This is a genomic window from Pseudomonas laurylsulfativorans, from assembly GCF_002906155.1.
GTDB lineage: Bacteria > Pseudomonadota > Gammaproteobacteria > Pseudomonadales > Pseudomonadaceae > Aquipseudomonas > Aquipseudomonas laurylsulfativorans.
The window spans coordinates 944,894-966,015 of sequence record NZ_MUJK01000001.1 but is presented as its reverse complement, the minus strand read 5'-3'; the positions used below and the strand labels follow the sequence as shown (position 1 = coordinate 966,015).

The window sequence follows — 21,122 nt, the reverse complement described above, 5'->3', positions numbered from 1 at the left end:
CAACGGATTGTTCGGTGGCGAGGGGGCTTGCCCCCGTTGGGCTGCGAAGCGGCCCCTGGCTTTTTCTGGCGCATCGAGTGACCTGGATTTACGGTCGCTTCGCGACCGAACGGGGGCAAGCCCCCTCGCCACAGGTAATCTCCCTTGTTACATAGATCGATGTTTACTTCGGATAAAGCGGCGGCAACCCACTGTCACCGACCGGGTCCTGCACCCTTTCGGCCATCGGAATCGCCTTGATCACCCGCCACAATTCGTCACCTTGCCAGTGCTGGCCGGTTTCGCTGTACAGCGCGCCGTTCAGGCCGTCGAGGGCGTCGGACAGTGGCACGAAGCGGGCGGCCATGTCGGCCAGGGTTTCCGGTTGTTGACGGGCCCAGGCGTCGAGGGCCTGGCGGGTGGCGTGGGAATCGTTGGCCTGGCAGGCACGCTTGAGGTCGTCGAGCACGGTGCGCGGGCTCGGGCCGGTTTGGGCGACACGCGCCACCGCTGGTTGCCAGCGGCCGCGCCACCAGAGGCCGAAGCCGAGCAGGGTGGTGCAGGCCAGAATCAAGGTGCTGAGCTTCCAGCGCCAGAGTGCTTCGCTGTCGGCGCTGGCATCGACCGGTAAGGCGCCGGCCGGGGTGTCGACCACCAGGCTTGGATTGGCCGACACATGCAACGTGCGGGCGGGCAGGCTGCTGTGTTCCAAATGGTCTTCGAAGGTGTTCCACCAGACCACGTCGACGGTCGGCAACTCGATGGCGCCGGTCCGTGTCGGCACCAGGGCCTCGCGGTCTTCACGACTGCCCACCAGACCGCGTTCGCTGTTCTGGTTGCCGAGTACCGGTTGATCCGGGTAGCGGCGCAAACCGCCGACATCGGTGCCGGGCAGTGGTGGCAGTTGGGTGCTGGACAAGCCTTCGGCTTTCACCGTCAGACTGCGGGTCAATGAATCGCCGACCTGGGCGTGATCCGGCTCCGGGTTCCAGCTTTCGCTCAGGGTCAGGCTGCGTGCAGGCAGCCAGGGCGCGTCGGCCGGATAGGTAATGGGTTTGGCCTTGACCGTCAACAGCAGTTCAGTCGATGTGACGCGCATCAGCTTGCCGGATTTCGGTCCCTGTGCGGCGTCCTGTGCCGGCTGCGCATCAACCAGCGCGGCGTTGAAGATCTGTGTCGGAATGATCAGTTCGCCACTGTGTTGCGGGTAGATCGCGTAGCGCATTTCGATCACGCCGTGGCGCAGGCCATCGATGTCTTTTTCGTAGGTGCGTGAGTCGCCCAATTGTTCGATGCGCGCATCAGGGATCTGCAAGGGTGGCAGGCTGCTGTCGTCGTACAGCGACACCGAATGGTAGATGCGCAGGGTCAGGACTGCCTGAGCCTGAACGTACACACTGGTTTGATCGAGGCTGGCATCGATGAACACCGGGGCGCGCTTGTTCGGGTTGTCCGGTGTTTCGCTCTCGACCACTTGCAGGGTGATCGGCTGGCTCTGCAGTTCGCCCAGCTGCAAGGGCGGAATCACCACGCTGCCGTTTTGCCGGGGCAGGAGTGTGACGATCCAGCGCGTGGCGGCCTGGTTTTCCCCGCTGAGGGTGTTCAACTGGTTGACCTGGCGTGTGCCGCGCACTTCGAACAGTGGCTCCAGCGGTGTCAGGTCGGGTTTGCCGAACTGCGTTACATCGGTGGATTCCAGGGTCAGCTCGACCGTCTCGCCTGAGCTCAGGCGACTGCGGTCCACACTGGCGACCAGCTCTGCGGCCTGGGCTTGAAAAGTCCAGAGCAGCAGAGCGAGCAATAAAGCGGTGAAGCGGGTCATCGAGTTTCTTCCTGATCCTGATGTTGTTGCTGTTCGTACCAGAATTTGCGCCGCAGCAATTCACCAGGGTCATCCGGGATTTGCCGCAGCCACTGTTCCAGTGCCTGGCGCTGCTCGCCTTCGATGCTGTCGGAGGCCGGACGCAGGGGCGGTGTAGTGTGTTGTTCGTCACCCAATTCGCTGCCCGGTACTTCGTTGGCCCCCGGTTTCGGCGGCGCGGTGGGCGGTTGCGCCTCGCCCGGCCTGGCCGGCTGCTCACTGGTGTTCGGTTCGCCGCTGCTCTCGGGTTGGGCCGCAACACCGGGCGGTGGTTCCTGCGTTTGGGCTTCGGGCCGGGTGTTCTCGGCTTTGTCTGGCTCGGCAGGGGGTGGCGTGTTTTTTTCCTTGAGCAGACGTTCCACCAGCGCTTTGTTGGTCAGCGCCGGGCGCAAATCCGGTTGTCGTTCCAGTGCCTGTTCGTAAGCGTCCAGGGCGGCCTCCAGCTCACCGCCTTTGGCCAGGGCATTGCCCCGATTGTAGTGGGCGTGGGCATCGTTGCCTTCGGCGAACCGCTCGGCGGCGCTGGCGTAGTCTCCAGCTTCATAGAGCGCCACGCCTTGCCACTGATGGTCTTCGAAACGCCGGGCGGCTTCGGCCGGGCGCTTTTGTTTGAGTAAGTGCAGGCCTTGTTGATCAGGACGCAGCCACAGGTCTGCGAGGTCGAAAGCGTAGCCCGGCTGCGGCAGCGCCAATAGCAGCGGCAGGCAGAGCAGCCAGCCGCGACGTCCCGCGCAGGCCGCGAGCAACAGGAGCGGTAGTAGCAGCCAGTAACCTTGATCGGCCCAGGTGTCCAGGCGCAGGGTCTGACCGTCGTTGCGCAAATTGCGTGGGCCGTCGAACAGGCCAAGGGCATGCAGGTCACTATCGTCCAGGCGTGCCTGGCGAAAGCGTCCATCCAGGTCGCCGGCAAAGCTTTTCAAGCCTGGCTCGTCGAGGCGCGGCACGAGAATGGCCCCTTGTTCATCCTTGAGGAAACTACCGTCCTCCTGGGTGATGGGCGAGCCTTCGGCGGTGCCGATGCCGAGCATCAGAAATTGAGTCGATTTGCCGTTCAGCGCGTGACGGATGCCCAGCCGTTCCTGTTCAGTCAGGGACGAACCCATCAGCAGGATCCGGCCGTCGCCGAGAGCTGCCTGTTTGAGCAGCGCCAGGGCCTTGATCACAGCCAGATCGGCGCGATGACCGGCCTCTGGCATCAACGACGGTTTTAGTGCATCCAGCAGATTGCGGCTGGTGGAAAGATCATCCGACAGCGGTACCAGCGTATGGGCACTGCCGGCGTAGACGACGATGGCGGTTTGCGCGTCGCTGCGAATCTGCAGCAGATCGAACAACTTGCGTCGCGCCTGTTCGAGTCGGTTGGGCATGACGTCGGTGGCGAGCATTTCCGGGGTCAGCTCGAGAATCACCACCAGAGGGTCAGCGGGCTTTTGACTGGTCTGCTCGACACGCTGCCAGCTCGGACCCAGCAGGGCGAGCACGGTCAACAGCCACGCGAGACCGAGGGCGACCCAAGGCAATTTGCTGTCACGTCCACTGCCACCGCTGAGCAGTGCGGCGTGGAAGGCCGGCGGCAGGATCATCTGCCAGCGCCCGGCGCGTTTCTTGCGGTGCCAGAGTTGCCAGAGCAACCAGCCAAGCACCGGCAGCAACAGCAGCCACCAGGGACGGAACCAGTAGGGCCACAGCACACTCATCGACGCCTCCGCAGGCGCAGGCGTTTGAGACGCTGGCGCCAGTCAGGCAGCAGTTGGGATTGCAAAAACAGATCCTTGGTAAACAGGCGTTGCAAGGGGTTGTCCGGCCAGAGTACGGGGGCCACCAGTAGCATGCTCAACCACAGCGCCAGGGCCAGCGGCCAGTGGTACAGCGCTTGAGTCGGGCGGGCCTGGGTGGGTTGCTGGGCCACTGGCTCGAGTTGGTCAAGGGTGTCCTTGATAGCCTGCAGCTCCTTGCCGTCGTGAGCGCGGAAGTACTGGCCGCCGGTGGCCACGGCAATGGCCCGCAGGGCAGGTTCGTCCAGGTCCAGGCTTGGATTGAGGCCGAGAAAACCGACCGTGCCACTTTGCTCAGGATCGGCACCGATGCCGATCGGGTAGATTCTCACGCCTTCCTTGGCTGCCAGCCGTGCAGCGGTGAGCGGGTCGATTTCACCGCCATTGTTGGCGCCGTCGGTCACCAGTATCAGCACGCGGCTTGTGGCTGGACGCAAACGCAGGCGTTTGAGGGCCAGACCGATTGCATCGCCGATGGCGGTGTTTTTGCCGGCAATGCCGATGCGCGCTTCGTCGAGCCAGACGCGCACGGTGTGCCGGTCGAATGTCAGCGGTGCCTGCACATAGGCCTGGCTGCCGAACAGGATCAGGCCGACTCGGTCACCCTCGCGACTTTCGAGAAAGTCCCCGAGCAGATGCTGGACCAGCGAGAGACGACTCACCTCTTCGTCCTGCCACTGCATGTCAGGGAAATCCATGGAGCCGGAAACGTCTACCGCCACCAGCAGATCACGGCCGCTGGCGGCGATCGGCAAGGGGTCGCCGAGCCACTGCGGACGTGCCGCCGCGACCAGCAGCAACAGCCACAGCAAAATGAACGGTGCCTGCTGGCGCCATGCCGGCAGGTTGGCCCGGGCGCGACGTCCGGCAAGGCCTTCGAGATCGCTGAGGAAGCTGACCTTGAGCGCCGGTTCACCACTGTCGGCCACTGGCAATAGGATGCGCATCAGCCACGGCAGCGGCAACAGGGCAAAAATCCACGGCCAGGCGAATTCAAACATGCTTGCGAATCCATGTGTCCACGGCCTGGGTCAGGCCGGCGATGGCCTTGTCGTCGAGTTTGCATTCCGGTTTGTAGGCGCCTTCGACCAGCACCATCCAGCGGGTCAGGCCGGCCGCCGGGCAGCGATTGTCGAGGAATGCCAGCCACTTGCGGCCGTTGAGGGTATGGCTCTGGCTGTAGGGGTAGTGGTTGCGGCACAGACGCTTGAGCAAGCCGTTGAGTTGCTGCAGCCAGGCACCGGCCGGCGCACCATCGTAAGGCTTGGGCATCAGCGCCAGCTCCGCCAGGGCAGCAAGGCGCACCGGGTCAAGCGGCTGCTCGGCACGAACCACGGGGCGCTTGCTCGGAATAAAGCGACGCAGCTTCCACAGGCCCAGACCGATCAGTGGCACCACTAAAAGCAGCAGCCACCAACCCGGTGCCGGTGGCCAGAACTCCACCGGTGGCGGGGATATCAGCGGTTGCAGTTGATCAAGGCTGCTCATCGACCTTTCCCCGAATTCTGTGGGTTCAGGTATTCGCGCAATTGCTCGACCATCTCGCTCTGAGTGCTCAGAGGCATCAACAGTACACGCAGCTTCTGTGCGAGCAGTTCCCAGCGAGCGATGCGTGCTTCGGCCTGGGCCCGGTAAGTCTGGCGCAGGTCGAAATTGAGCGTGTCGAGCTCCAGTTGCGCACCCCGTTCGGCGAAACGCAACAGCCCGGCGGCGGGCAGGGCATGATCCAGTGGGTCCGACACCGGCAGCAGCAACAGGTCGCAATGTCGCGATAACAGGCTCAACTGTTGCTCGGCACTTTCTGACAGTGCGCGTTCGTCGCAGATCACGATCACCAGGCTGCCCGGGCGGGACACTTCCCGGGCACGGCGCAAGGCAATGCCAAAGGCGTCGCGGTCCGGCTCGCCTTCGGTATTGAGCGACTGGTTGACCCGCACCAGCCGGTTGAGCAACTGCAGCAGGCTTTGCTTGCTGCGCCGGGGCTTGATTTCGTAGTGCTCATTATCGCCAAACACCAGCCCGCCGACCCGGTCGTTGTGCCCCAGGGCGGCCCAACCGATCAGGCTCGCAGCCTGGGCGGCGAGCACCGACTTGAACATCAGGCCCGAACCGAAAAACAGCCGACGACTTTGTTCGACCATGATGAAAATTGGCCGCTCGCGTTCTTCGTGGAACAGTTTGGTGTGAGGCTCCTGAGTGCGCGCGGTCACGCGCCAGTCAATGGTGCGTACGTCGTCGCCGGCCTGATAGACCCGCACCTGATCGAAGTCGACGCCACGCCCGCGCAATTTGGAATGGTGCAGGCCGATCAGCGGGCTGCGCTGGCTCGGCGTGGAGAACAACTGCACTTCGCGCACGCGATGGCGCATCTCGATCAGCTCGGCGAGGCTGACACGAATGCCCGGCTCGGGCGGCAGGCTGGCGTTCATCGGGGTCAAGCGACGGCTACGACGTCGAGAATCCGCTGGACCACCCGGTCCTGATCGATGCCAGCGGCTTCGGCTTCAAAGGAGAGAATGATGCGATGGCGCAGCACGTCGAACAGTACGGCCTGGATGTCTTCCGGACTGACAAAGTCGCGGCCGGCGAGCCAGGCGTGGGCACGGGCGCAGCGGTCCAGGGCAATCGAGCCGCGCGGGCTGGCGCCGTAGGCGATCCACTCGGCCATCTCCGGGTCGAACTTGGCCGGGATGCGGGTGGCCATGACCAGCTGTACCAGGTACTCCTCTACGGCGTCGGCCATGTACAACCCCAGGATTTCCTTGCGTGCGGCGAAAATCGTCTGCTGGGTCACCCGACGCTCAGGCTTGGCTTCACCGTTCAGGGCTTCGCCGCGGGCCTGTTGCAGGATCTTGCGTTCAACCGTCGCGTCCGGGAAACCGATTTTTACGTGCATCAGGAAACGGTCGAGCTGCGCTTCCGGAAGCGGGTAGGTGCCTTCCTGCTCGATCGGGTTCTGTGTGGCCATCACCAGAAACAGCGGCGACAGCTCATAGGTGCTGCGCCCGACACTGACTTGCCGCTCGCCCATGGCTTCGAGCAGCGCAGACTGCACCTTGGCCGGGGCACGGTTGATTTCGTCGGCCAGAACCAGGTTGTGGAAGATCGGGCCTTGCTGGAACACGAAACTGCCGGTTTCCGGGCGATAGATTTCCGTTCCGGTAATGTCGGCCGGCAACAGGTCAGGGGTGAACTGGATGCGGTGGAACTGAGCTTCGATGCCTTCGGCGAGTTCTTTGATGGCCTTGGTCTTGGCCAGGCCAGGGGCGCCTTCGACCAGCATGTGGCCGTCGGCGAGCAGGGCGATGAGCAAGCGCTCGATGAGCTTTTCCTGGCCGAGAATCTGCGTTGAAAGAAAGGTTCGCAGCGCGAGCAGCGCTTCACGATGTTCCATCGATGACTGTTCCTGCAAAAGGGTGGCCGAGGACGTTCGAAATACGCCAGGGCTGGGGGCGTTACTTTAATCCATCGCGGGGGGCGGCGACTAACGGCATTTTGCGCAAAGTGCGGGAAATGGTTGGCAAAGTTGCTTGAATTTTACAGGGCGGGAGAGTGGTGGTGTTCTTTCGACTGCTTTCGCGAGCAGGCTCGCTCCTACATTGGGATAGTGCCGGATTCAAGTTACGCGTCCGCTGGAGTTCCCCTGTGGGAGCGAGCCTGCTCGCGATGAGGGCCGCCCAGACGCTATCAGAGCTCGCTGATGTAAGTCCCGGTGCCCTTGAGAATGTTCTGCAAGGTTTCTTCCACTTCAGCCAGGTCCGTCATATCAGCATCAAAGGTGATTTCCAGCACATCATCCCCATTCAACGCATCAGCATCCGCCGCCGCAATTTCTATCTTCAGCAGGGAAGGGCTGAGGGTGACTTTCACGCCATCAAGGGTCGAGGGTTCGCCATCGAGGGTGATTTCCAGCTCGTCTTCATCCGGGTAGCGGCTCATCAGGAACATTTCGCCCTGGTCGCTGTGGCAGCAGAGCATGGCCATGTTGTCTTCTTCTTCGTCGCAGGGGTTGACGATCAATAGGGCGGTTTTCATTTTCATGGGAAATTCCTGGCTCGACGAGCGTGGTAAACGCAACAAAGGGCGATTCTGCCAGCCCGCGCACATTTCTGCTCGGCCACGTGTGAGTGGCCATGCCGTGAACGGCCAGAGTGTAACTGGTCATTTCTGGTACGCATGTCCCGTAAAACCGGACGGAAAACCGTCATTTTTCTGTGTGAATGCTAGTGTTGTTCGATGCGCATGCCTTGAGCTGCGTGCCGATGACCGAATATGTCGCAGCACCGCAAGCATGGGCCTTGCCGCACTCGTTAAGCTGCGCAACGGATGAGCACCCGTAAAGACATTGCGCTGCACCCGGCCCAGTCGTTTTTGCAGATGCCCATTCACGGAAGGTGAATGTGACCTGAGTGTCTCGTCCAGCTTCACCCACCTGTCACCCTGTTTCCTCTGCCCGAGAATCAGGAGCCGGGTGACGGACCACCCCGAAAGGGGTTTTGCACGCGACGCTTTCATCAATAACAAGCCCAAGCGGAGTACCACAGATGGCGTTCTTCACCGCAGCCAGCAAAGCCGACTTCCAGCACCAACTGCAAGCGGCACTGGCGCAGCACATCAGTGAACAGGCACTGCCACAAGTGGCGCTGTTCGCTGAACAATTCTTCGGCATCATTTCCCTTGACGAGCTGACCCAGCGTCGGTTGTCCGACCTTGCTGGCTGCACCCTTTCTGCATGGCGCCTGCTTGAGCGCTTTGATCACGCGCAACCGCAAGTACGCGTCTTCAACCCCGATTACGAACGCCACGGCTGGCAGTCGACCCACACCGCGGTCGAAGTGTTGCACCACGACCTGCCATTCCTGGTGGACTCGGTGCGTACCGAGCTGAACCGCCGCGGCTACAGCATCCATACCCTGCAAACCACCGTGCTGAGCGTGCGTCGTGGCAGCAAGGGCGAGTTGCTCGAAATCCTGCCTAAAGGCACCCAGGGCGACGACATTCAGCAAGAGTCGCTGATGTACCTGGAAATTGATCGCTGCGCCAACACCGCCGAGCTCAACGTTCTGAGCAAGGAACTGGAGCAGGTGCTCGGTGAAGTCCGCGTGGCCGTCGGCGATTTCGAGCCGATGAAGGCCAAGGTCCAGGACATCCTGACCAAGCTGGACAACAGCCAGTTCGCCGTCGACGCCGACGAGAAGAACGAAATCAAGAGCTTTCTGGAATGGCTGGTGGGCAACCACTTCACCTTCCTCGGCTACGAAGAGTTCGTGGTCAGCGATGAAACCGATGGCGGCCACATCGTCTACGACAAGGAGTCCTTCCTTGGCCTGACCAAGCTGCTGCGTGCCGGCCTGACCTACGATGACCTGCGCATCGAAGACTACGCCGTGAACTACCTGCGCGAACCGACCCTGCTGTCGTTCGCCAAGGCCGCGCACCCAAGCCGTGTGCACCGTCCGGCTTACCCGGACTACGTATCGATCCGCGAAATCGATGCCAACGGCAAGGTCATCAAGGAATGCCGTTTCATGGGCCTGTACACCTCGTCGGTGTATGGCGAGAGCGTGCGGGTGATCCCGTACATCCGCCGCAAGGTCGAGGAAATCGAACACCGTTCCGGCTTCCAGGCCAAGGCTCACCTGGGCAAGGAACTGGCGCAGGTGCTCGAAGTGCTGCCGCGCGACGATCTGTTCCAAACCCCGGTGGACGAGCTGTTCAGCACCGTGATGTCGATCGTGCAGATCCAGGAGCGCAACAAGATTCGCGTGTTTCTGCGCAAAGACCCGTACGGCCGCTTCTGCTACTGCCTGGCCTACGTGCCGCGTGACATCTACTCCACCGAAGTGCGCCAGAAGATCCAGCAAGTGCTGATGGATCGCCTGAAAGCGACCGATTGCGAGTTCTGGACCTTCTTCTCCGAGTCCGTGCTGGCCCGCGTGCAACTGATCCTGCGCGTCGACCCGAAAAACCGCCTCGACATCGACCCGCTGCTGCTGGAAAAAGAAGTCGTGCAGGCCTGCCGCAGTTGGCAGGACGACTACGCCGCCCTGACCGTTGAAAGCTTCGGCGAAGCGCACGGCACCAACGTGCTGGCCGACTTCCCGAAAGGCTTCCCGGCCGGTTACCGCGAGCGTTTCGCAGCCCATTCGGCTGTGGTCGACATGCAGCACCTGCTGAGCCTGAACGAAAAAAATCCGCTGGTGATGAGCTTCTACCAGCCGCTGGGCCAGGTTTCCGGCCAGCGCATGCTGCACTGCAAGCTGTACCACGCCGATACCCCGCTGGCGTTGTCCGACGTCCTTCCGATCCTGGAAAACCTCGGCCTGCGCGTGCTGGGTGAGTTCCCGTACCGCCTGCGCCACAACAGTGGCCGCGAGTTCTGGATTCACGATTTCGCGTTCACTGCCGCCGAAGGCCTGGAACTCGACATCCAGCAACTCAACGACACGCTGCAGGACGCCTTTGTCCACATCGTGCGTGGCGAAGCCGAGAACGACGCGTTCAACCGTCTGGTGCTGACTGCCGGCCTGCCATGGCGCGACGTGGCGCTGCTGCGTGCCTACGCCCGCTACATGAAGCAGATTCGTCTGGGCTTCGACCTGGGCTACATCGCCAGCACCCTGAACAACCACACCGACATCGCTCGCGAGCTGACCCGGTTGTTCAAGACCCGTTTCTACCTGGCGCGCAAGCTGACCGGCGACGATCTGGAAGACAAGCAACAACGCCTGGAACACGCGATTCTCAGCGCCCTGGACGACGTTCAGGTGCTCAACGAAGACCGCATCCTGCGTCGCTACCTGGACCTGATCAAGGCCACCCTGCGTACCAACTTCTACCAGACCGATGCCAACGGCCATAACAAGTCGTACTTCAGCTTCAAGTTCAACCCGCACTTGATTCCCGAGCTGCCGAAACCTGTGCCGAAGTTCGAAATCTTCGTGTACTCGCCGCGCGTCGAAGGTGTGCACCTGCGCTTCGGCAATGTGGCTCGTGGCGGCCTGCGCTGGTCCGACCGTGAAGAAGACTTCCGTACCGAAGTCCTGGGCCTGGTAAAAGCCCAGCAAGTGAAGAACTCGGTGATCGTGCCGGTGGGTGCGAAGGGCGGCTTCCTGCCGCGTCGCCTGCCACTGGGCGGCAGCCGTGACGAGATCGCGGCCGAAGGCATCGCCTGCTACCGCATCTTCATTTCCGGTCTGCTGGACATCACCGACAACCTGAAGGACGGCGCCCTGGTGCCACCGGCGAACGTCGTGCGTCATGACGACGATGACCCGTACCTGGTAGTGGCGGCGGACAAGGGCACTGCGACCTTCTCCGACATCGCCAACGGCATCGCCATCGACTACGGCTTCTGGCTGGGTGACGCGTTTGCATCCGGTGGTTCGGCCGGTTACGACCACAAGAAAATGGGCATCACCGCCAAGGGCGCGTGGGTCGGCGTACAGCGCCACTTCCGCGAGCGCGGCATCAATGTCCAGGAAGACAGCATCACCGTGGTGGGCGTCGGCGACATGGCCGGCGACGTGTTCGGTAACGGCTTGCTGATGTCCGACAAGCTCAAGCTGGTCGCGGCCTTCAACCACCTGCACATCTTCATCGACCCGAATCCTGAGCCGGCATCGAGCTTCGCCGAGCGTCAGCGCCTGTTCGACCTGCCGCGTTCGGCCTGGTCGGACTACGACACCAGCATCATGTCCGAAGGCGGCGGTATCTTCTCGCGCAGCGCGAAGAGCATCGCGATTTCCGAGCAGATGAAAGAGCGCTTCGACATCGAGGCCGACAAGCTGACCCCGACCGAACTGCTGAACGCCTTGCTCAAGGCACCGGTGGATCTGCTGTGGAACGGCGGTATCGGTACTTACGTCAAGGCCAGCACTGAAAGCCACGCCGATGTCGGCGACAAGGCCAACGATGCACTGCGCGTGAACGGCAACGAACTGCGCTGCAAAGTCGTGGGCGAGGGCGGTAACCTGGGCATGACCCAGCTGGGTCGCGTCGAATTCGGCCTCAATGGTGGCGGTTCCAACACCGACTTTATCGATAATGCCGGTGGCGTGGACTGCTCCGACCACGAAGTGAACATCAAGATCCTGCTGAACGAAGTGGTTCAGGCCGGCGACATGACCGACAAGCAACGCAACCAGTTGCTGGCGAGCATGACCGACGAAGTCGGTGGTCTGGTGCTGGGCAACAACTACAAGCAGACTCAGGCCCTGTCCCTGGCAGCCCGCCGCGCCTTGCCGCGGATTGCCGAGTACAAGCGCCTGATGAACGATCTGGAAGGTCGCGGCAAGCTGGATCGCGCCATCGAGTTCCTGCCGGCCGAAGAAGCCATCAACGAGCGCGTCGCGGCAGGCCATGGCCTGACCCGTGCCGAGCTGTCGGTGCTGATCTCGTACAGCAAGATCGACCTCAAGGAGCAGCTGCTGGGCTCCCTGGTGCCGGATGACGACTACCTGACCCGCGACATGGAAACCGCTTTCCCGCCAACCCTGGTGAGCAAGTTCTCCGCGGCCATGCGTCGTCACCGTCTGAAGCGCGAAATCGTCAGTACCCAGATCGCCAACGATCTGGTCAACCACATGGGCATCACCTTCGTTCAACGACTCAAAGAGTCGACCGGCATGAGCCCGGCGAACGTGGCTGGCGCCTACGTGATCGTACGTGACATTTTCCACCTCCCGCACTGGTTCCGTCAGATCGAGAACCTGGACTACCAGGTTTCCGCCGACGTTCAACTGGAGCTGATGGACGAGCTGATGCGTCTGGGCCGTCGCGCCACGCGCTGGTTCCTGCGTGCCCGTCGCAACGAGCAGAATGCTGCCCGTGATGTCGCACACTTCGGTCCGCATCTGAAGGAGTTGGGTCTCAAGCTCGACGAACTGCTGAGTGGCGAGATCCGCGAGAACTGGCAGTCCCGTTACCAGGCGTATGTCGAAGCCGGTGTGCCGGAGTTGCTGGCGCGCATGGTGGCTGGCACTTCGCACCTGTACACCCTGTTGCCGATCATCGAGGCTTCCGACGTGACCGGCCAGAACCCTGCGGACGTGGCCAAGGCCTACTTCGCCGTGGGCAGCGCGCTGGACATCACCTGGTACCTGCAGCAGATCAGCGCTCTGCCGGTTGAAAACAACTGGCAGGCCCTGGCCCGTGAAGCGTTCCGTGATGACGTCGACTGGCAGCAACGTGCGATCACCATCTCCGTCCTGCAACAGGGCGACGGCACCCAGGACGTGGAAACACGGCTTTCCCTGTGGATGGCGCAGCACGAGAGCATGATCGAACGCTGGCGCGCCATGCTGGTGGAGATCCGTGCCGCCAGCGGCACTGACTACGCCATGTACGCGGTGGCCAACCGCGAACTGCTCGACCTGGCGTTGAGCGGTCAGGCGGTAGTGCCTGCCGCTGCGGCCGTCGAGCTGGAACCGGCGGCCTGATCAGGCGTTGAATGAAAAGACCCCGCATTGAAAGATGCGGGGTTTTTTTGCCGCAGGTTTTTGTGCTGAAGGGTCGTGCCTCTTCGCGGGCAAGCCCGCTCCCACATTGAAATGCGATCAACTGTAGGAGCTGGCTTGCCAGCGAATCGGGCGATGAGATCAATACAACTTCTGGCTTGTTTTATTATCGATCTTCGACACATTACTTGTCGGACTGGTCAATAAATTATTGAGCGACTGATCAAACTTTTGCAGCGCCCTGATTTGTACATTCTGTTGTTCATTAATATCCGCAACTATCTCTTCACTGCGTTTGTAGTCGGCCCATACCGGACTAAGTGCCTTGGCGTCATGGCCTTGTGCAGTACCGATGTAGTTGAAGTTCTTGTCGTAAAAGTCCGCACTGATATCCGACTGTATGTCTGAACTGCGCGAGGTGATCAATTGACTACGGGTGTCGACCACCGCCATCACATCCGGGTTCGCCGCCCTGAGGCTCTGCATGTCCGGGTACACGATCACCGAGCCGAATTGCCGCTGCAGGGAGGCCTTGACCCAATCCACGGCCTGGTCTGGCCTGGAGGTGGCGACGTAGGCGTCATGAATAGGCTGCACCAGCAGACTCTGGCCGAAACCGGTACCGGCGTTGGCCTGGTAGTCCTGAAGATATGCGCGGCTGGCCTGGGTGTTCTGGCTATAGATAATGCCCAACGAGACGTTGCTGCCGTTGGAAATACGGGTGGCACCGCTGCGGCCAACCGGTTCGGTGAAGATACCGTTCAGCGATGAAACTGCCGTCGGCGCGGTGGGGATCGAGCAACCGATTAACACAACTGCCATGATCAACGTACTGGGAAGTGCAAGTTTCATGGTGTTTCTCCAGTGAAACAACTTCAGTCGAAAGTTTAAGTTGCCGGTGCTGTACCGGCGGTGACTCCAGACTAAACCCTGGATGATTTATTTAAATGGCCAATATCCGCCCTTCGCCGGTGACCAATAGTTTTGTTTGGCTTAAACGTTTGCGGTTAATTGCGTGGAGAAATAAAAAGGCCCGAATTCGCGATTCGAGCCTTTTTATTTATAGCTGTTCGCTCAGCCATCAGTGTTCCAGTGGGATCAACACTTTCTCGTCAGGGGCCAACACCATGAACACCAGCAACTTGGCCGGCTGGGTGGCGCTGGCGTTTTTCGACACCATGTGTTCCGACCCCGCTGGCTCGTACCAGAACTCACCGGCCTTGTAGGTCTTCGCAGGCCCGCCTTTCACCTGGGAAACGATCGCGCCCGAGAGGACATAGGCCATGGCGGTGCCGTCGTGTTTGTGGGCGATGGACGACTGGCCGGGTTGATAATCGACTTCGATCATCAGCGCTTTTTTGCCGGGGGCATTCTTGAGCATCTCGTCTTGCAGGACCGTGACCTTTTCCGAAGGGTCGTGGGCAAAGGCCGATGCCGAGATCATCAGGGCCAGGGCGGCAAGGGGGGCAGCACAGAATCGCAACACGTTCATGGTTCTTTACCTGCGGTGGGTTAGTTGTTGAAAACAACAGTAGTCCGCAAGCGGTAACGATCAAACAGCCAATATTCGGGAAGGCGAGGGGACCAATGACAGGCGATAGCGGGGGAGGGTGGAAAATATTGTGGCGAGGGAGCTTGCTCCCGCTGGGCCGCGAAGCGGCCCCAAATCCAGCCTGCGCATTGGGTCAGGTAGACCGCGTTTGCCGGTTTTGCGTCTGCTGCGCAGACGAGCGGGAGCAAGCGCCCTCGCCACAGGAGTGGGTCAGGGGATCGGGAATCGCCCTTGCCACAGGAATGGGTCAGACGATCGGGAAACTGTTGAAGTCCACGGAATTGGCCAGTTGGCTGTCGATCAGGTTGATAAAACCCTGGACTTCCGGGCAGTTGAAATGCGATCGCATGGCCGCTTCCGATTGCCAGCGGGCGCTGACGGTCCAGCGATTGGTGTCCTCGGGGCAGCGGTCGACCATATAGGTATCGCAGCCCGGTAGTTCACGCAGGGTCTCGACAATCTTTTGCAGTTGCTTACCCAGTTCATCCGAGCGGCCGGCGGCGGCCTGTACCTGTACGGTATTGATCACTTCATAGGACATTGCTCACACTCCTGAATCAGGCCGGACGAATCCTGCTCATTGAGGGATAACGCCTTTGCAGGATAGGCCTGCCCCTGGGGACCGCCAATAGCCAATCGCCGGATAAAGTCGCAGGCCAATCCGTCAGGCTACCTGCTGCAAAATGTCGCGCAAACGGTCCAGGGCGGTGTCGATGTCGAGGGTTTCGATGGCGCCAAAACCAAGGAAAAGCCCAGCCTTGGGCACTTGCTGATAGAAAAAGCTGTCGATGGCATAGAGTCCGACTTCGACTTTTTTCGCCAGTTCGATCACTAATGGAATATCCATCGGCACTTTGCACATCACCACCATGTGGAATCCGGCAGTGGACGGCACCGCCTCAAACCAGGGCGAGAGGTCGCCGGCCATGCGCGTCAGGATGCGCTCGCGGCGTCCGGCATAGATCGTATGGCAACGCCGGATGTGCTTGAGCAGGCAGCCTTCGGCGATGAACTTGGCCAGCGCCCATTGCGGCAGAGTCGAGGTGTGCAGGTCGGTGAGCTGTTTGGCGCGCACCACGGCCTCCAGGATCGCTGGCGGCAGAATCGCATAGCCGAGCCGCAGTTCCGGCAGCAGGGTTTTGGAAAAGGTCCCGACGTAAGCGACGATTCCCCGTTCGTCCATGCTTTGCAGGGAATCGGTGGGGCGGCCTTCATAGCGAAATTCGCTGTCATAGTCGTCCTCGATAATGATCGCGCCCAACTCATGGGCCTTGGCCAGCAACGCGACACGGCGCGCCTGACTCATGGCTATGCCAAGCGGAAACTGGTGCGAAGGGGTGACGTAGATTAGCCGTGTGCCGCGAGGAATCTTGTCCACCACAATGCCTTCAGCGTCCACCGGCACGCCAATCACCGTGGCGCCATGGGTGCCGAACAGCAGTCGCGCCGGCGGGTAACCGGGGTCTTCCATGGCGACCAGGCTGCCCGGGCTGATCAGCACCCTGGCAATCAGGTCCAGCGCCTGCTGTGCACCGTTGCACACCACTACATCCTCATCCTGACAATTGACCCCGCGGGAGAACGCGATGTGCCGCGCAATGGCATTGCGCAGTGCCGGCAAGCCCTCGGGCAGGCTGTAGTAACCCTTGGAACCGGCAATCTGGCGCAGCGCGTGAGAGGTGCAGCGCCGCCAGTCATCCTGGGGGAACTGGCCCTTACTGGTGGCGCCGCCAATGAAGTCGTAGCGCAGCGAGCCTTCCAGGGTCGGATGGCGCAGGAACACCGGCAGGTTGCGCCAGGACTCGATCACGTCGAAACCGGCAAGCTCGTTATGGCTTTGTTTGCGCAACACCTTCGACGAGCGCGCGTTGACGTAAGTGCCTTTACCGACCACCCCGGTGAGGAAGTTTTCATAGGTCAGCTGGGCGTAGGTATCGGAAATGGTCTTGCGCGAAATACCCAATTGTTCGGCCAGCAAACGGCTAGGCGGCAGTTGTGTCCCGGCGGCCAGGCGGCCTGATTCGATGGCGCTGCGCAGTTGGTTGTACAACTGACCCGCGAGGTCCTTGCGGCCGTTGATGACAACATGTAGTTCCATACCGGCGAGGCTCCGGGAATGTTGAGGCGCGTGTGCGTCGCGCAAGATTACCCCTATCCGCTTGTCGTGCAGAAGTTGTGCAGTGGAAAAACCGTCAATTGGTCTGGCGACGGTGGTCCACGGGGAAATCGCGTAATTGGATCTGTCCTGCCTTCGCGCGAGCGATTACCGTAAGAATCACATCACAGCTGCACGAGATCGCTCCATGACCCCCCGCCTGGATTACTACAGCGCGTCCCCCAAAGCGATGAAAGCCATGATCGCCATGGAGGCCCTGACCAGCAGCTTGAGCATCGAGCAGGGCCTGCTGCACCTGATCAAGATTCGTGCTTCCCAGCTCAATGGCTGTGCCTTTTGCACCGACATGCACTCGGTGGATGCAAGGCGCCTGGGGGAACGCGACCGGCGTCTGTATTCCATTGTGGTCTGGCGCGACAGCAACTTTTTCAATCCGCGGGAAAGAGCCGCGCTGGCCTGGACCGAGGCGGTCACCTTGCTCGCCGAAAGCCACGTGCCGGACGATGTCTACGCCCAAGCCCGTGAGCAGTTCAGTGACAGCGAAATGGTCGACCTGACGATCGCCGTCACCACCATCAACAGCTGGAATCGCCTGGCCGTGAGCTTTCGGCAAACGCCCAGCGCCTGAGCCATTGTCATATCAGGTTCATGAACGATGCGCAGGATGGAACTGTCAGTCTGGTCGACAGGGAGTCCGCGATGTCAGTCATGCAAACCAGCGCTCACCAAGGGGCTACCGAGTATCGTGTAGCCATCGATAAAAACGCGTCCTGGCGCCAGATGGCGGCGGCAATCGACCCCGAACTGGCGCTGTGTTTCACCGCCAGTGCCCGTTGCGGTTGCTTCATGCAGGCCGCCCGCAGCCTCAACATCAAGGCCACCCGCCTGCGCCGGCAACTGGCGCTGCTGGAAACGCAACTGAAGTGTTCGCTGTTCAACCCGGCCGACAATGGTTTGAGCCTCAGCCGCGATGGCTTGCGGCTCCACGCACAATTGATCGCCCTGGCCCATGAGCGTGATTTGCCGGTGATCGAGCAGCCGCTGATTCGGTTGGCCGTGGCGGATTCCATCCTGCATGACATTCTCGGACGTGACCTGGTGGCGCTGCTGCGGCGCAACGCCAGCGTGCGACTGGACATCATCACGCTCGACAGTGAATTGTCATTGCAGGCGGTCAGCGCCGACGTGGTGGTGTGGCTGGGTGAGATCGAATCGCCGTTGCCGGGGCCGAGCTTCGCCACCGCCGAACCCCGGCGCCTGGCGCAACTGGATTACCTGCCGCACATTGCCAAGCGCTACTCGCGGGTGGCTGCCAGGCCGGAAAGCCTGGATGACCTGGCCGATTTTCTCCTGGTGCAATGGCGGCAGGATTGCCAGGTTGAAAGCTTCCGGCCATGGAATGCATTGGTGGATCAGCGCCTGGCCGGCGCGGTGCAGCTGCAATCCTGGGAGCTGATGCTGGAGATGATCCGTTGCAGTGCCTGCATCGGCCTGCTGCCGCACTACATGAGCCACTTCGACCGCGGGCTGGTCGCCTTGCCGGGGTTGTTTGGCCAGCCGATGCGGCGTCAGGTGTGGATGGCGGTCAACGCCGATTCCAGGGACAACGCGCAGGTAGGGATGATCGTCGAGTTGATTGAAAACACCTTCAGCGAGCGCCGTGAGTGGTTCGAATGAAGATAGCTTGAATGGACTGCAGTCCTTGTGGCGAGGGGGCTTGCCCCCGTTGGGTTGCGAAGCAACCCCCGACAAACTATTTGAAAACCGATTGCGTCTGCTTCGCAGCCGAACGGGGTGGTGCGGCATTCCGACAAGCCCCCTCGCCACAAAGGTTTCGTTCGGGATACAGTGAACGGCCATGTCTGCTTCAAGGATGATTCACCCATGCCGACAACCGACCCCGTCATCACCCTCGAACGCTTCAACGAATCCCATATCGAAGGCATCACGGCGCTGTACAACGATCCGGCAATCGCCCGGCAGACCCTGCAAATGCCGTTTCAGTCCACCGAGCTCTGGCGCAGTCGCCTGGCGCTGGATAACGAGCGACTGGTGAAAGTGGTGGCCCTGCATCAAGGCACGGTCATCGGCAACATTGGCCTGGAGCAGTTCTCACGCATTCGTCGCAGCCATGCCGGCAGTTTCGGCATGGGCGTTGCGGTCGAGTGGCAGGGCAAGGGCGTGGGCTCGAAGCTGCTCGCGACGGCGCTGGATATCGCCGACAACTGGATGAACCTGCAACGCGTCGAGCTTTCGGTGTATGCCGATAACGAAGCGGCCATTGCGCTGTATCGCAAGTTCGGCTTCGAGACCGAGGGCTTGTTGCGTGATTACGCCGTGCGTGACGGCGTACTGGTGGACACCTTGAGCATGGCGCGCCTGCGTCGCCCGCCCAAGGCCGGTTGAGTCACTCGCCCAGGGCGAACGCCACCGCAGCCTGCGCATGCAGCTCGGTGGTGCCGAGCAACGCTCCGGCCCGAGGCGCGCCCACGTACCTCCTGGCTGTTAGTCGCACACCGGCATCACGCATCTGCCATGCTCAATGTCCGTAGCACCGCGCCAACCAAAGGAACACTGCAATGGACGACGTACAACAACTGGGTGAAATGCTGCGCCACTACGCAGAAAGCGAAGCGCACAAGAAGCAACTGTTTGAATCCCAGTCGGCTAATTGGGAGGTGCGTATCAGTGAGCTGTTCGATCAGATCGGGCAATGGCTGGAGCCTGTGCAGGCGCCGAATTTGCTGGTGGTGAATCGCGAGGCATATGTCGCCTCGGGCCCCAGCATTCCTGTGGAGACTTCGACATTCAAGACCGAGAAGCTGTCCATTGTGATTGCCGGCAAACCGGTGGAGTTTGTCCCGGAAGTGATGGGGGCGGGTGGGCAGATTTCATTGGCGGTGATGGGATTGACCGCCGCGCGTTTCGGCAGTGTCTCGCTGGTTTGCCAACCCCCTTTCAACAGCTGGCAATGGCGCAAGACCAATGGGTTGAAGGACCCGGATGTGTTCCCGTTCGATGCGAGTTTTCTGGCGCAGCAGTTGCAGGTCTTGATTCCCCGGGATCGTGCCTGACACCTGTAGGAGCGGGTTTGCTCCGGGCGGCGTTTCGACGAAGGCCGATAGTCAGGCGACACTGATGTTGAATGTACCGGCCTCATCGCGAGCAGGCTCGCTTGTATGTTTAGACTTGAAGGGGTGGGTGGGACTAAAGCTCGTCATCTGACTCTGACCAGTACAGACCGTGGGAGACTTCGTCCCACCCCTTCACCTAATGCGCCGATAAGGAATGCATCGGCTCGGACCGACGATAGAAACAAGCCAGCGCAACGGTGAACCCCAACAAGTCTTTAAACCCTAGCTCGGAGGGTGGGCCATGACAATCCTTGATTCTCAGGTGGTCGTTGGTGTGGATGTGGCGAAGGACGAGATTGTTATCTATCGATCCGACCTGGAACGAACCCGAAATGTCGCGAACAAGCGATCAGCCCTGAAGCAATGGCTCAAGACGCTACCTGCGAACAGCGCTATCGCGCTTGAAGCGACCAATATCTATCACCTTGATACAACGGAAATAGCCCATGAAATGGGCCATGACGTTTATGTCATCGATGGCTGTCGCCTCAACAAATACCGCGACGGAATAGGCATGAGGGCGAAAACAGATGCCTTGGATGCCGAACTGCTGGCGCGTTACTTGAGCAGGGAGTCCGACAGACTGAGGATCTGGAGTCCTCCGCCGAAGGCTTACACCCAACTCAAAAGCCTGCTTCGTCGCCGGGCTCAGTTGGTCCGGGGCTGTGTCGCACTCAAGCAAAGCTGGAAAAACGAACCCCTGCTCAAAGAACAGTTCAAGCAGCTTCTGGCCGCCATTGCCCAGTTCGAAAAAACGATTCAGAAAACACTCAAGGAGATTGCTGAGGACGCCGGGATGCAGGATCAGGTGAAGCGCTGCCAGGCCGTCGAGGGTGTCGGGCTCCTGACAGCCACAGCAGCGGCCACAGCGTTTTTGCGTGGAAAATTTGCTAACAGCGACGAATACGTGGCCTTCCTCGGCATGGATCCGCGGGTGAGGCAGTCAGGACAAAAGGATCAAAGGCGTCGACTCTCCAAGCGAGGAGACTCGGAGTTCCGGCGCCTGTTTCACAACAGCGCCATGGCCGCCAGCCGTTCGCCGATCTGGAAACCGTACTACGAGAGTTATCTGGCCAGAGGCCTAAAAGGTACTCAAGCCTTGGTTATCCTGGCACGCAAGCTGGCCAGAGTGATGTTCGCGTTGATGAAAAACCAAAGTGAATACAAGCCTAATTCTATGCTTGGGGGTTCCCCCCAAACATAGAATCTCCCACAGGTGATCTCTGGTGTATCCGGATCCAATGTGG

The 21,122-nt window shown here is 60.8% G+C and carries 18 protein-coding genes; 6 read left to right on the top strand and 12 right to left on the bottom strand.

The window, feature by feature from the left end:
* Positions 1-163: 163 nt before the first annotated feature.
* The 7 genes from B0D71_RS04235 to B0D71_RS04205 all read right to left on the bottom strand — a co-directional run bounded on the left by B0D71_RS04235 (position 164) and on the right by B0D71_RS04205 (position 7,656).
* Entirely contained in the window at positions 164-1,801 is a 1,638-nt protein-coding gene (locus B0D71_RS04235; RefSeq protein WP_103393621.1) for a BatD family protein, read from the bottom strand.
* Positions 1,798-3,537 (bottom strand): tetratricopeptide repeat protein, encoded by a 1,740-nt coding sequence (locus B0D71_RS04230; protein WP_103393620.1) that lies wholly within the window; start codon positions 3,535-3,537, stop codon positions 1,798-1,800. Before B0D71_RS04230 ends, B0D71_RS04235 begins: the two co-directional genes overlap by 4 nt.
* Positions 3,534-4,616, bottom strand: coding sequence for a vWA domain-containing protein (locus tag B0D71_RS04225; RefSeq protein ID WP_103393619.1), 1,083 nt, complete (start codon positions 4,614-4,616; stop codon positions 3,534-3,536). Before B0D71_RS04225 ends, B0D71_RS04230 begins: the two co-directional genes overlap by 4 nt.
* Complete coding sequence (locus B0D71_RS04220; RefSeq protein ID WP_085725184.1) at positions 4,609-5,103, bottom strand: DUF4381 domain-containing protein; 495 nt, start codon at positions 5,101-5,103, stop codon at positions 4,609-4,611. The genes B0D71_RS04225 and B0D71_RS04220 overlap by 8 nt, the downstream gene beginning before the upstream one ends.
* Positions 5,100-6,044: a DUF58 domain-containing protein gene (locus B0D71_RS04215; RefSeq protein ID WP_103393618.1), complete on the bottom strand. Its 945-nt coding sequence runs from the start codon at positions 6,042-6,044 to the stop codon at positions 5,100-5,102. Before B0D71_RS04215 ends, B0D71_RS04220 begins: the two co-directional genes overlap by 4 nt.
* Positions 6,045-6,049: 5 nt before the next feature.
* Entirely contained in the window at positions 6,050-7,009 is a 960-nt protein-coding gene (locus tag B0D71_RS04210) for an AAA family ATPase (RefSeq protein WP_103393617.1), read from the bottom strand.
* 293 nt (positions 7,010-7,302) lie between these two features.
* Positions 7,303-7,656 carry a hypothetical protein gene (locus B0D71_RS04205; protein WP_103393616.1) on the bottom strand — a complete coding sequence of 118 codons (354 nt, stop codon included), beginning with the start codon at positions 7,654-7,656 and terminating at the stop codon, positions 7,303-7,305.
* A gap of 503 nt (positions 7,657-8,159) precedes the next feature.
* On the opposite strand from B0D71_RS04205, the gene B0D71_RS04200 reads away from it, so the two are divergent.
* Positions 8,160-13,055, top strand: a complete 4,896-nt coding sequence (locus B0D71_RS04200) for an NAD-glutamate dehydrogenase (protein WP_103393615.1) — start codon at positions 8,160-8,162, stop codon at positions 13,053-13,055.
* Between the two features lie 159 nt (positions 13,056-13,214).
* Here B0D71_RS04200 and B0D71_RS04195 read toward each other — a convergent pair whose 3' ends face one another.
* The 4 genes from B0D71_RS04195 to pdxR all read right to left on the bottom strand — a co-directional run bounded on the left by B0D71_RS04195 (position 13,215) and on the right by pdxR (position 16,723).
* On the bottom strand, positions 13,215-13,925 hold the full coding sequence (locus B0D71_RS04195) for an ATPase (protein ID WP_103393614.1): 711 nt from the start codon (positions 13,923-13,925) through the stop codon (positions 13,215-13,217).
* A 229-nt stretch (positions 13,926-14,154) separates the two neighbouring features.
* Entirely contained in the window at positions 14,155-14,565 is a 411-nt protein-coding gene (locus B0D71_RS04190) for a cupin domain-containing protein (RefSeq protein WP_103393613.1), read from the bottom strand.
* A 307-nt stretch (positions 14,566-14,872) separates the two neighbouring features.
* Entirely contained in the window at positions 14,873-15,166 is a 294-nt protein-coding gene (locus B0D71_RS04185; RefSeq protein ID WP_103393612.1) for an antibiotic biosynthesis monooxygenase family protein, read from the bottom strand.
* Positions 15,167-15,289: 123 nt separating this feature from the next.
* Positions 15,290-16,723, bottom strand: coding sequence for a MocR-like pyridoxine biosynthesis transcription factor PdxR (pdxR, locus tag B0D71_RS04180; RefSeq protein WP_103393611.1), 1,434 nt, complete (start codon positions 16,721-16,723; stop codon positions 15,290-15,292).
* A 205-nt stretch (positions 16,724-16,928) separates the two neighbouring features.
* Here pdxR and B0D71_RS04175 point away from each other — a divergent pair, with 205 nt between their 5' ends.
* The 3 genes from B0D71_RS04175 to B0D71_RS04165 all read left to right on the top strand — a co-directional run bounded on the left by B0D71_RS04175 (position 16,929) and on the right by B0D71_RS04165 (position 19,147).
* Positions 16,929-17,369 (top strand): carboxymuconolactone decarboxylase family protein, encoded by a 441-nt coding sequence (locus B0D71_RS04175; protein WP_103393610.1) that lies wholly within the window; start codon positions 16,929-16,931, stop codon positions 17,367-17,369.
* 71 nt (positions 17,370-17,440) lie between these two features.
* Entirely contained in the window at positions 17,441-18,418 is a 978-nt protein-coding gene (locus B0D71_RS04170; RefSeq protein ID WP_103393609.1) for a LysR family transcriptional regulator, read from the top strand.
* 207 nt (positions 18,419-18,625) lie between these two features.
* Positions 18,626-19,147 carry a GNAT family N-acetyltransferase gene (locus B0D71_RS04165; RefSeq protein ID WP_103393608.1) on the top strand — a complete coding sequence of 174 codons (522 nt, stop codon included), beginning with the start codon at positions 18,626-18,628 and terminating at the stop codon, positions 19,145-19,147.
* 1 nt (position 19,148) lies between these two features.
* On the opposite strand, the gene B0D71_RS32060 is transcribed toward B0D71_RS04165, so the two are convergent.
* Positions 19,149-19,271, bottom strand: a complete 123-nt coding sequence (locus B0D71_RS32060; protein WP_276310315.1) for a hypothetical protein — start codon at positions 19,269-19,271, stop codon at positions 19,149-19,151.
* A 49-nt stretch (positions 19,272-19,320) separates the two neighbouring features.
* Between B0D71_RS32060 and B0D71_RS04160 the strand changes: the two genes are divergently transcribed.
* Together B0D71_RS04160 and B0D71_RS04150 are read left to right on the top strand one after the other, a co-directional pair.
* The gene (locus B0D71_RS04160) at positions 19,321-19,815 is read left to right on the top strand and encodes a hypothetical protein (protein ID WP_103393607.1); all 495 of its coding nucleotides are present in this window, start codon (positions 19,321-19,323) and stop codon (positions 19,813-19,815) included.
* Positions 19,816-20,116: 301 nt separating this feature from the next.
* Entirely contained in the window at positions 20,117-21,079 is a 963-nt protein-coding gene (locus B0D71_RS04150; protein ID WP_103393606.1) for an IS110 family transposase, read from the top strand.
* Positions 21,080-21,122 lie beyond the last annotated feature (43 nt).

Coding starts and splice junctions, on each gene's coding strand:
- B0D71_RS04235 (WP_103393621.1), bottom strand. CDS start 1,801: ATGACCCGCTTCACCGCTTTATTGCTCGCTCTGCTGCTCTGGACTTTT.
- B0D71_RS04230 (WP_103393620.1), bottom strand. CDS start 3,537: ATGAGTGTGCTGTGGCCCTACTGGTTCCGTCCCTGGTGGCTGCTGTTG.
- B0D71_RS04225 (WP_103393619.1), bottom strand. CDS start 4,616: ATGTTTGAATTCGCCTGGCCGTGGATTTTTGCCCTGTTGCCGCTGCCG.
- B0D71_RS04220 (WP_085725184.1), bottom strand. CDS start 5,103: ATGAGCAGCCTTGATCAACTGCAACCGCTGATATCCCCGCCACCGGTG.
- B0D71_RS04215 (WP_103393618.1), bottom strand. CDS start 6,044: ATGAACGCCAGCCTGCCGCCCGAGCCGGGCATTCGTGTCAGCCTCGCC.
- B0D71_RS04210 (WP_103393617.1), bottom strand. CDS start 7,009: ATGGAACATCGTGAAGCGCTGCTCGCGCTGCGAACCTTTCTTTCAACG.
- B0D71_RS04205 (WP_103393616.1), bottom strand. CDS start 7,656: ATGAAAATGAAAACCGCCCTATTGATCGTCAACCCCTGCGACGAAGAA.
- B0D71_RS04200 (WP_103393615.1), top strand. CDS start 8,160: ATGGCGTTCTTCACCGCAGCCAGCAAAGCCGACTTCCAGCACCAACTG.
- B0D71_RS04195 (WP_103393614.1), bottom strand. CDS start 13,925: ATGAAACTTGCACTTCCCAGTACGTTGATCATGGCAGTTGTGTTAATC.
- B0D71_RS04190 (WP_103393613.1), bottom strand. CDS start 14,565: ATGAACGTGTTGCGATTCTGTGCTGCCCCCCTTGCCGCCCTGGCCCTG.
- B0D71_RS04185 (WP_103393612.1), bottom strand. CDS start 15,166: ATGTCCTATGAAGTGATCAATACCGTACAGGTACAGGCCGCCGCCGGC.
- pdxR (WP_103393611.1), bottom strand. CDS start 16,723: ATGGAACTACATGTTGTCATCAACGGCCGCAAGGACCTCGCGGGTCAG.
- B0D71_RS04175 (WP_103393610.1), top strand. CDS start 16,929: ATGACCCCCCGCCTGGATTACTACAGCGCGTCCCCCAAAGCGATGAAA.
- B0D71_RS04170 (WP_103393609.1), top strand. CDS start 17,441: ATGTCAGTCATGCAAACCAGCGCTCACCAAGGGGCTACCGAGTATCGT.
- B0D71_RS04165 (WP_103393608.1), top strand. CDS start 18,626: ATGCCGACAACCGACCCCGTCATCACCCTCGAACGCTTCAACGAATCC.
- B0D71_RS32060 (WP_276310315.1), bottom strand. CDS start 19,271: ATGCGTGATGCCGGTGTGCGACTAACAGCCAGGAGGTACGTGGGCGCG.
- B0D71_RS04160 (WP_103393607.1), top strand. CDS start 19,321: ATGGACGACGTACAACAACTGGGTGAAATGCTGCGCCACTACGCAGAA.
- B0D71_RS04150 (WP_103393606.1), top strand. CDS start 20,117: ATGACAATCCTTGATTCTCAGGTGGTCGTTGGTGTGGATGTGGCGAAG.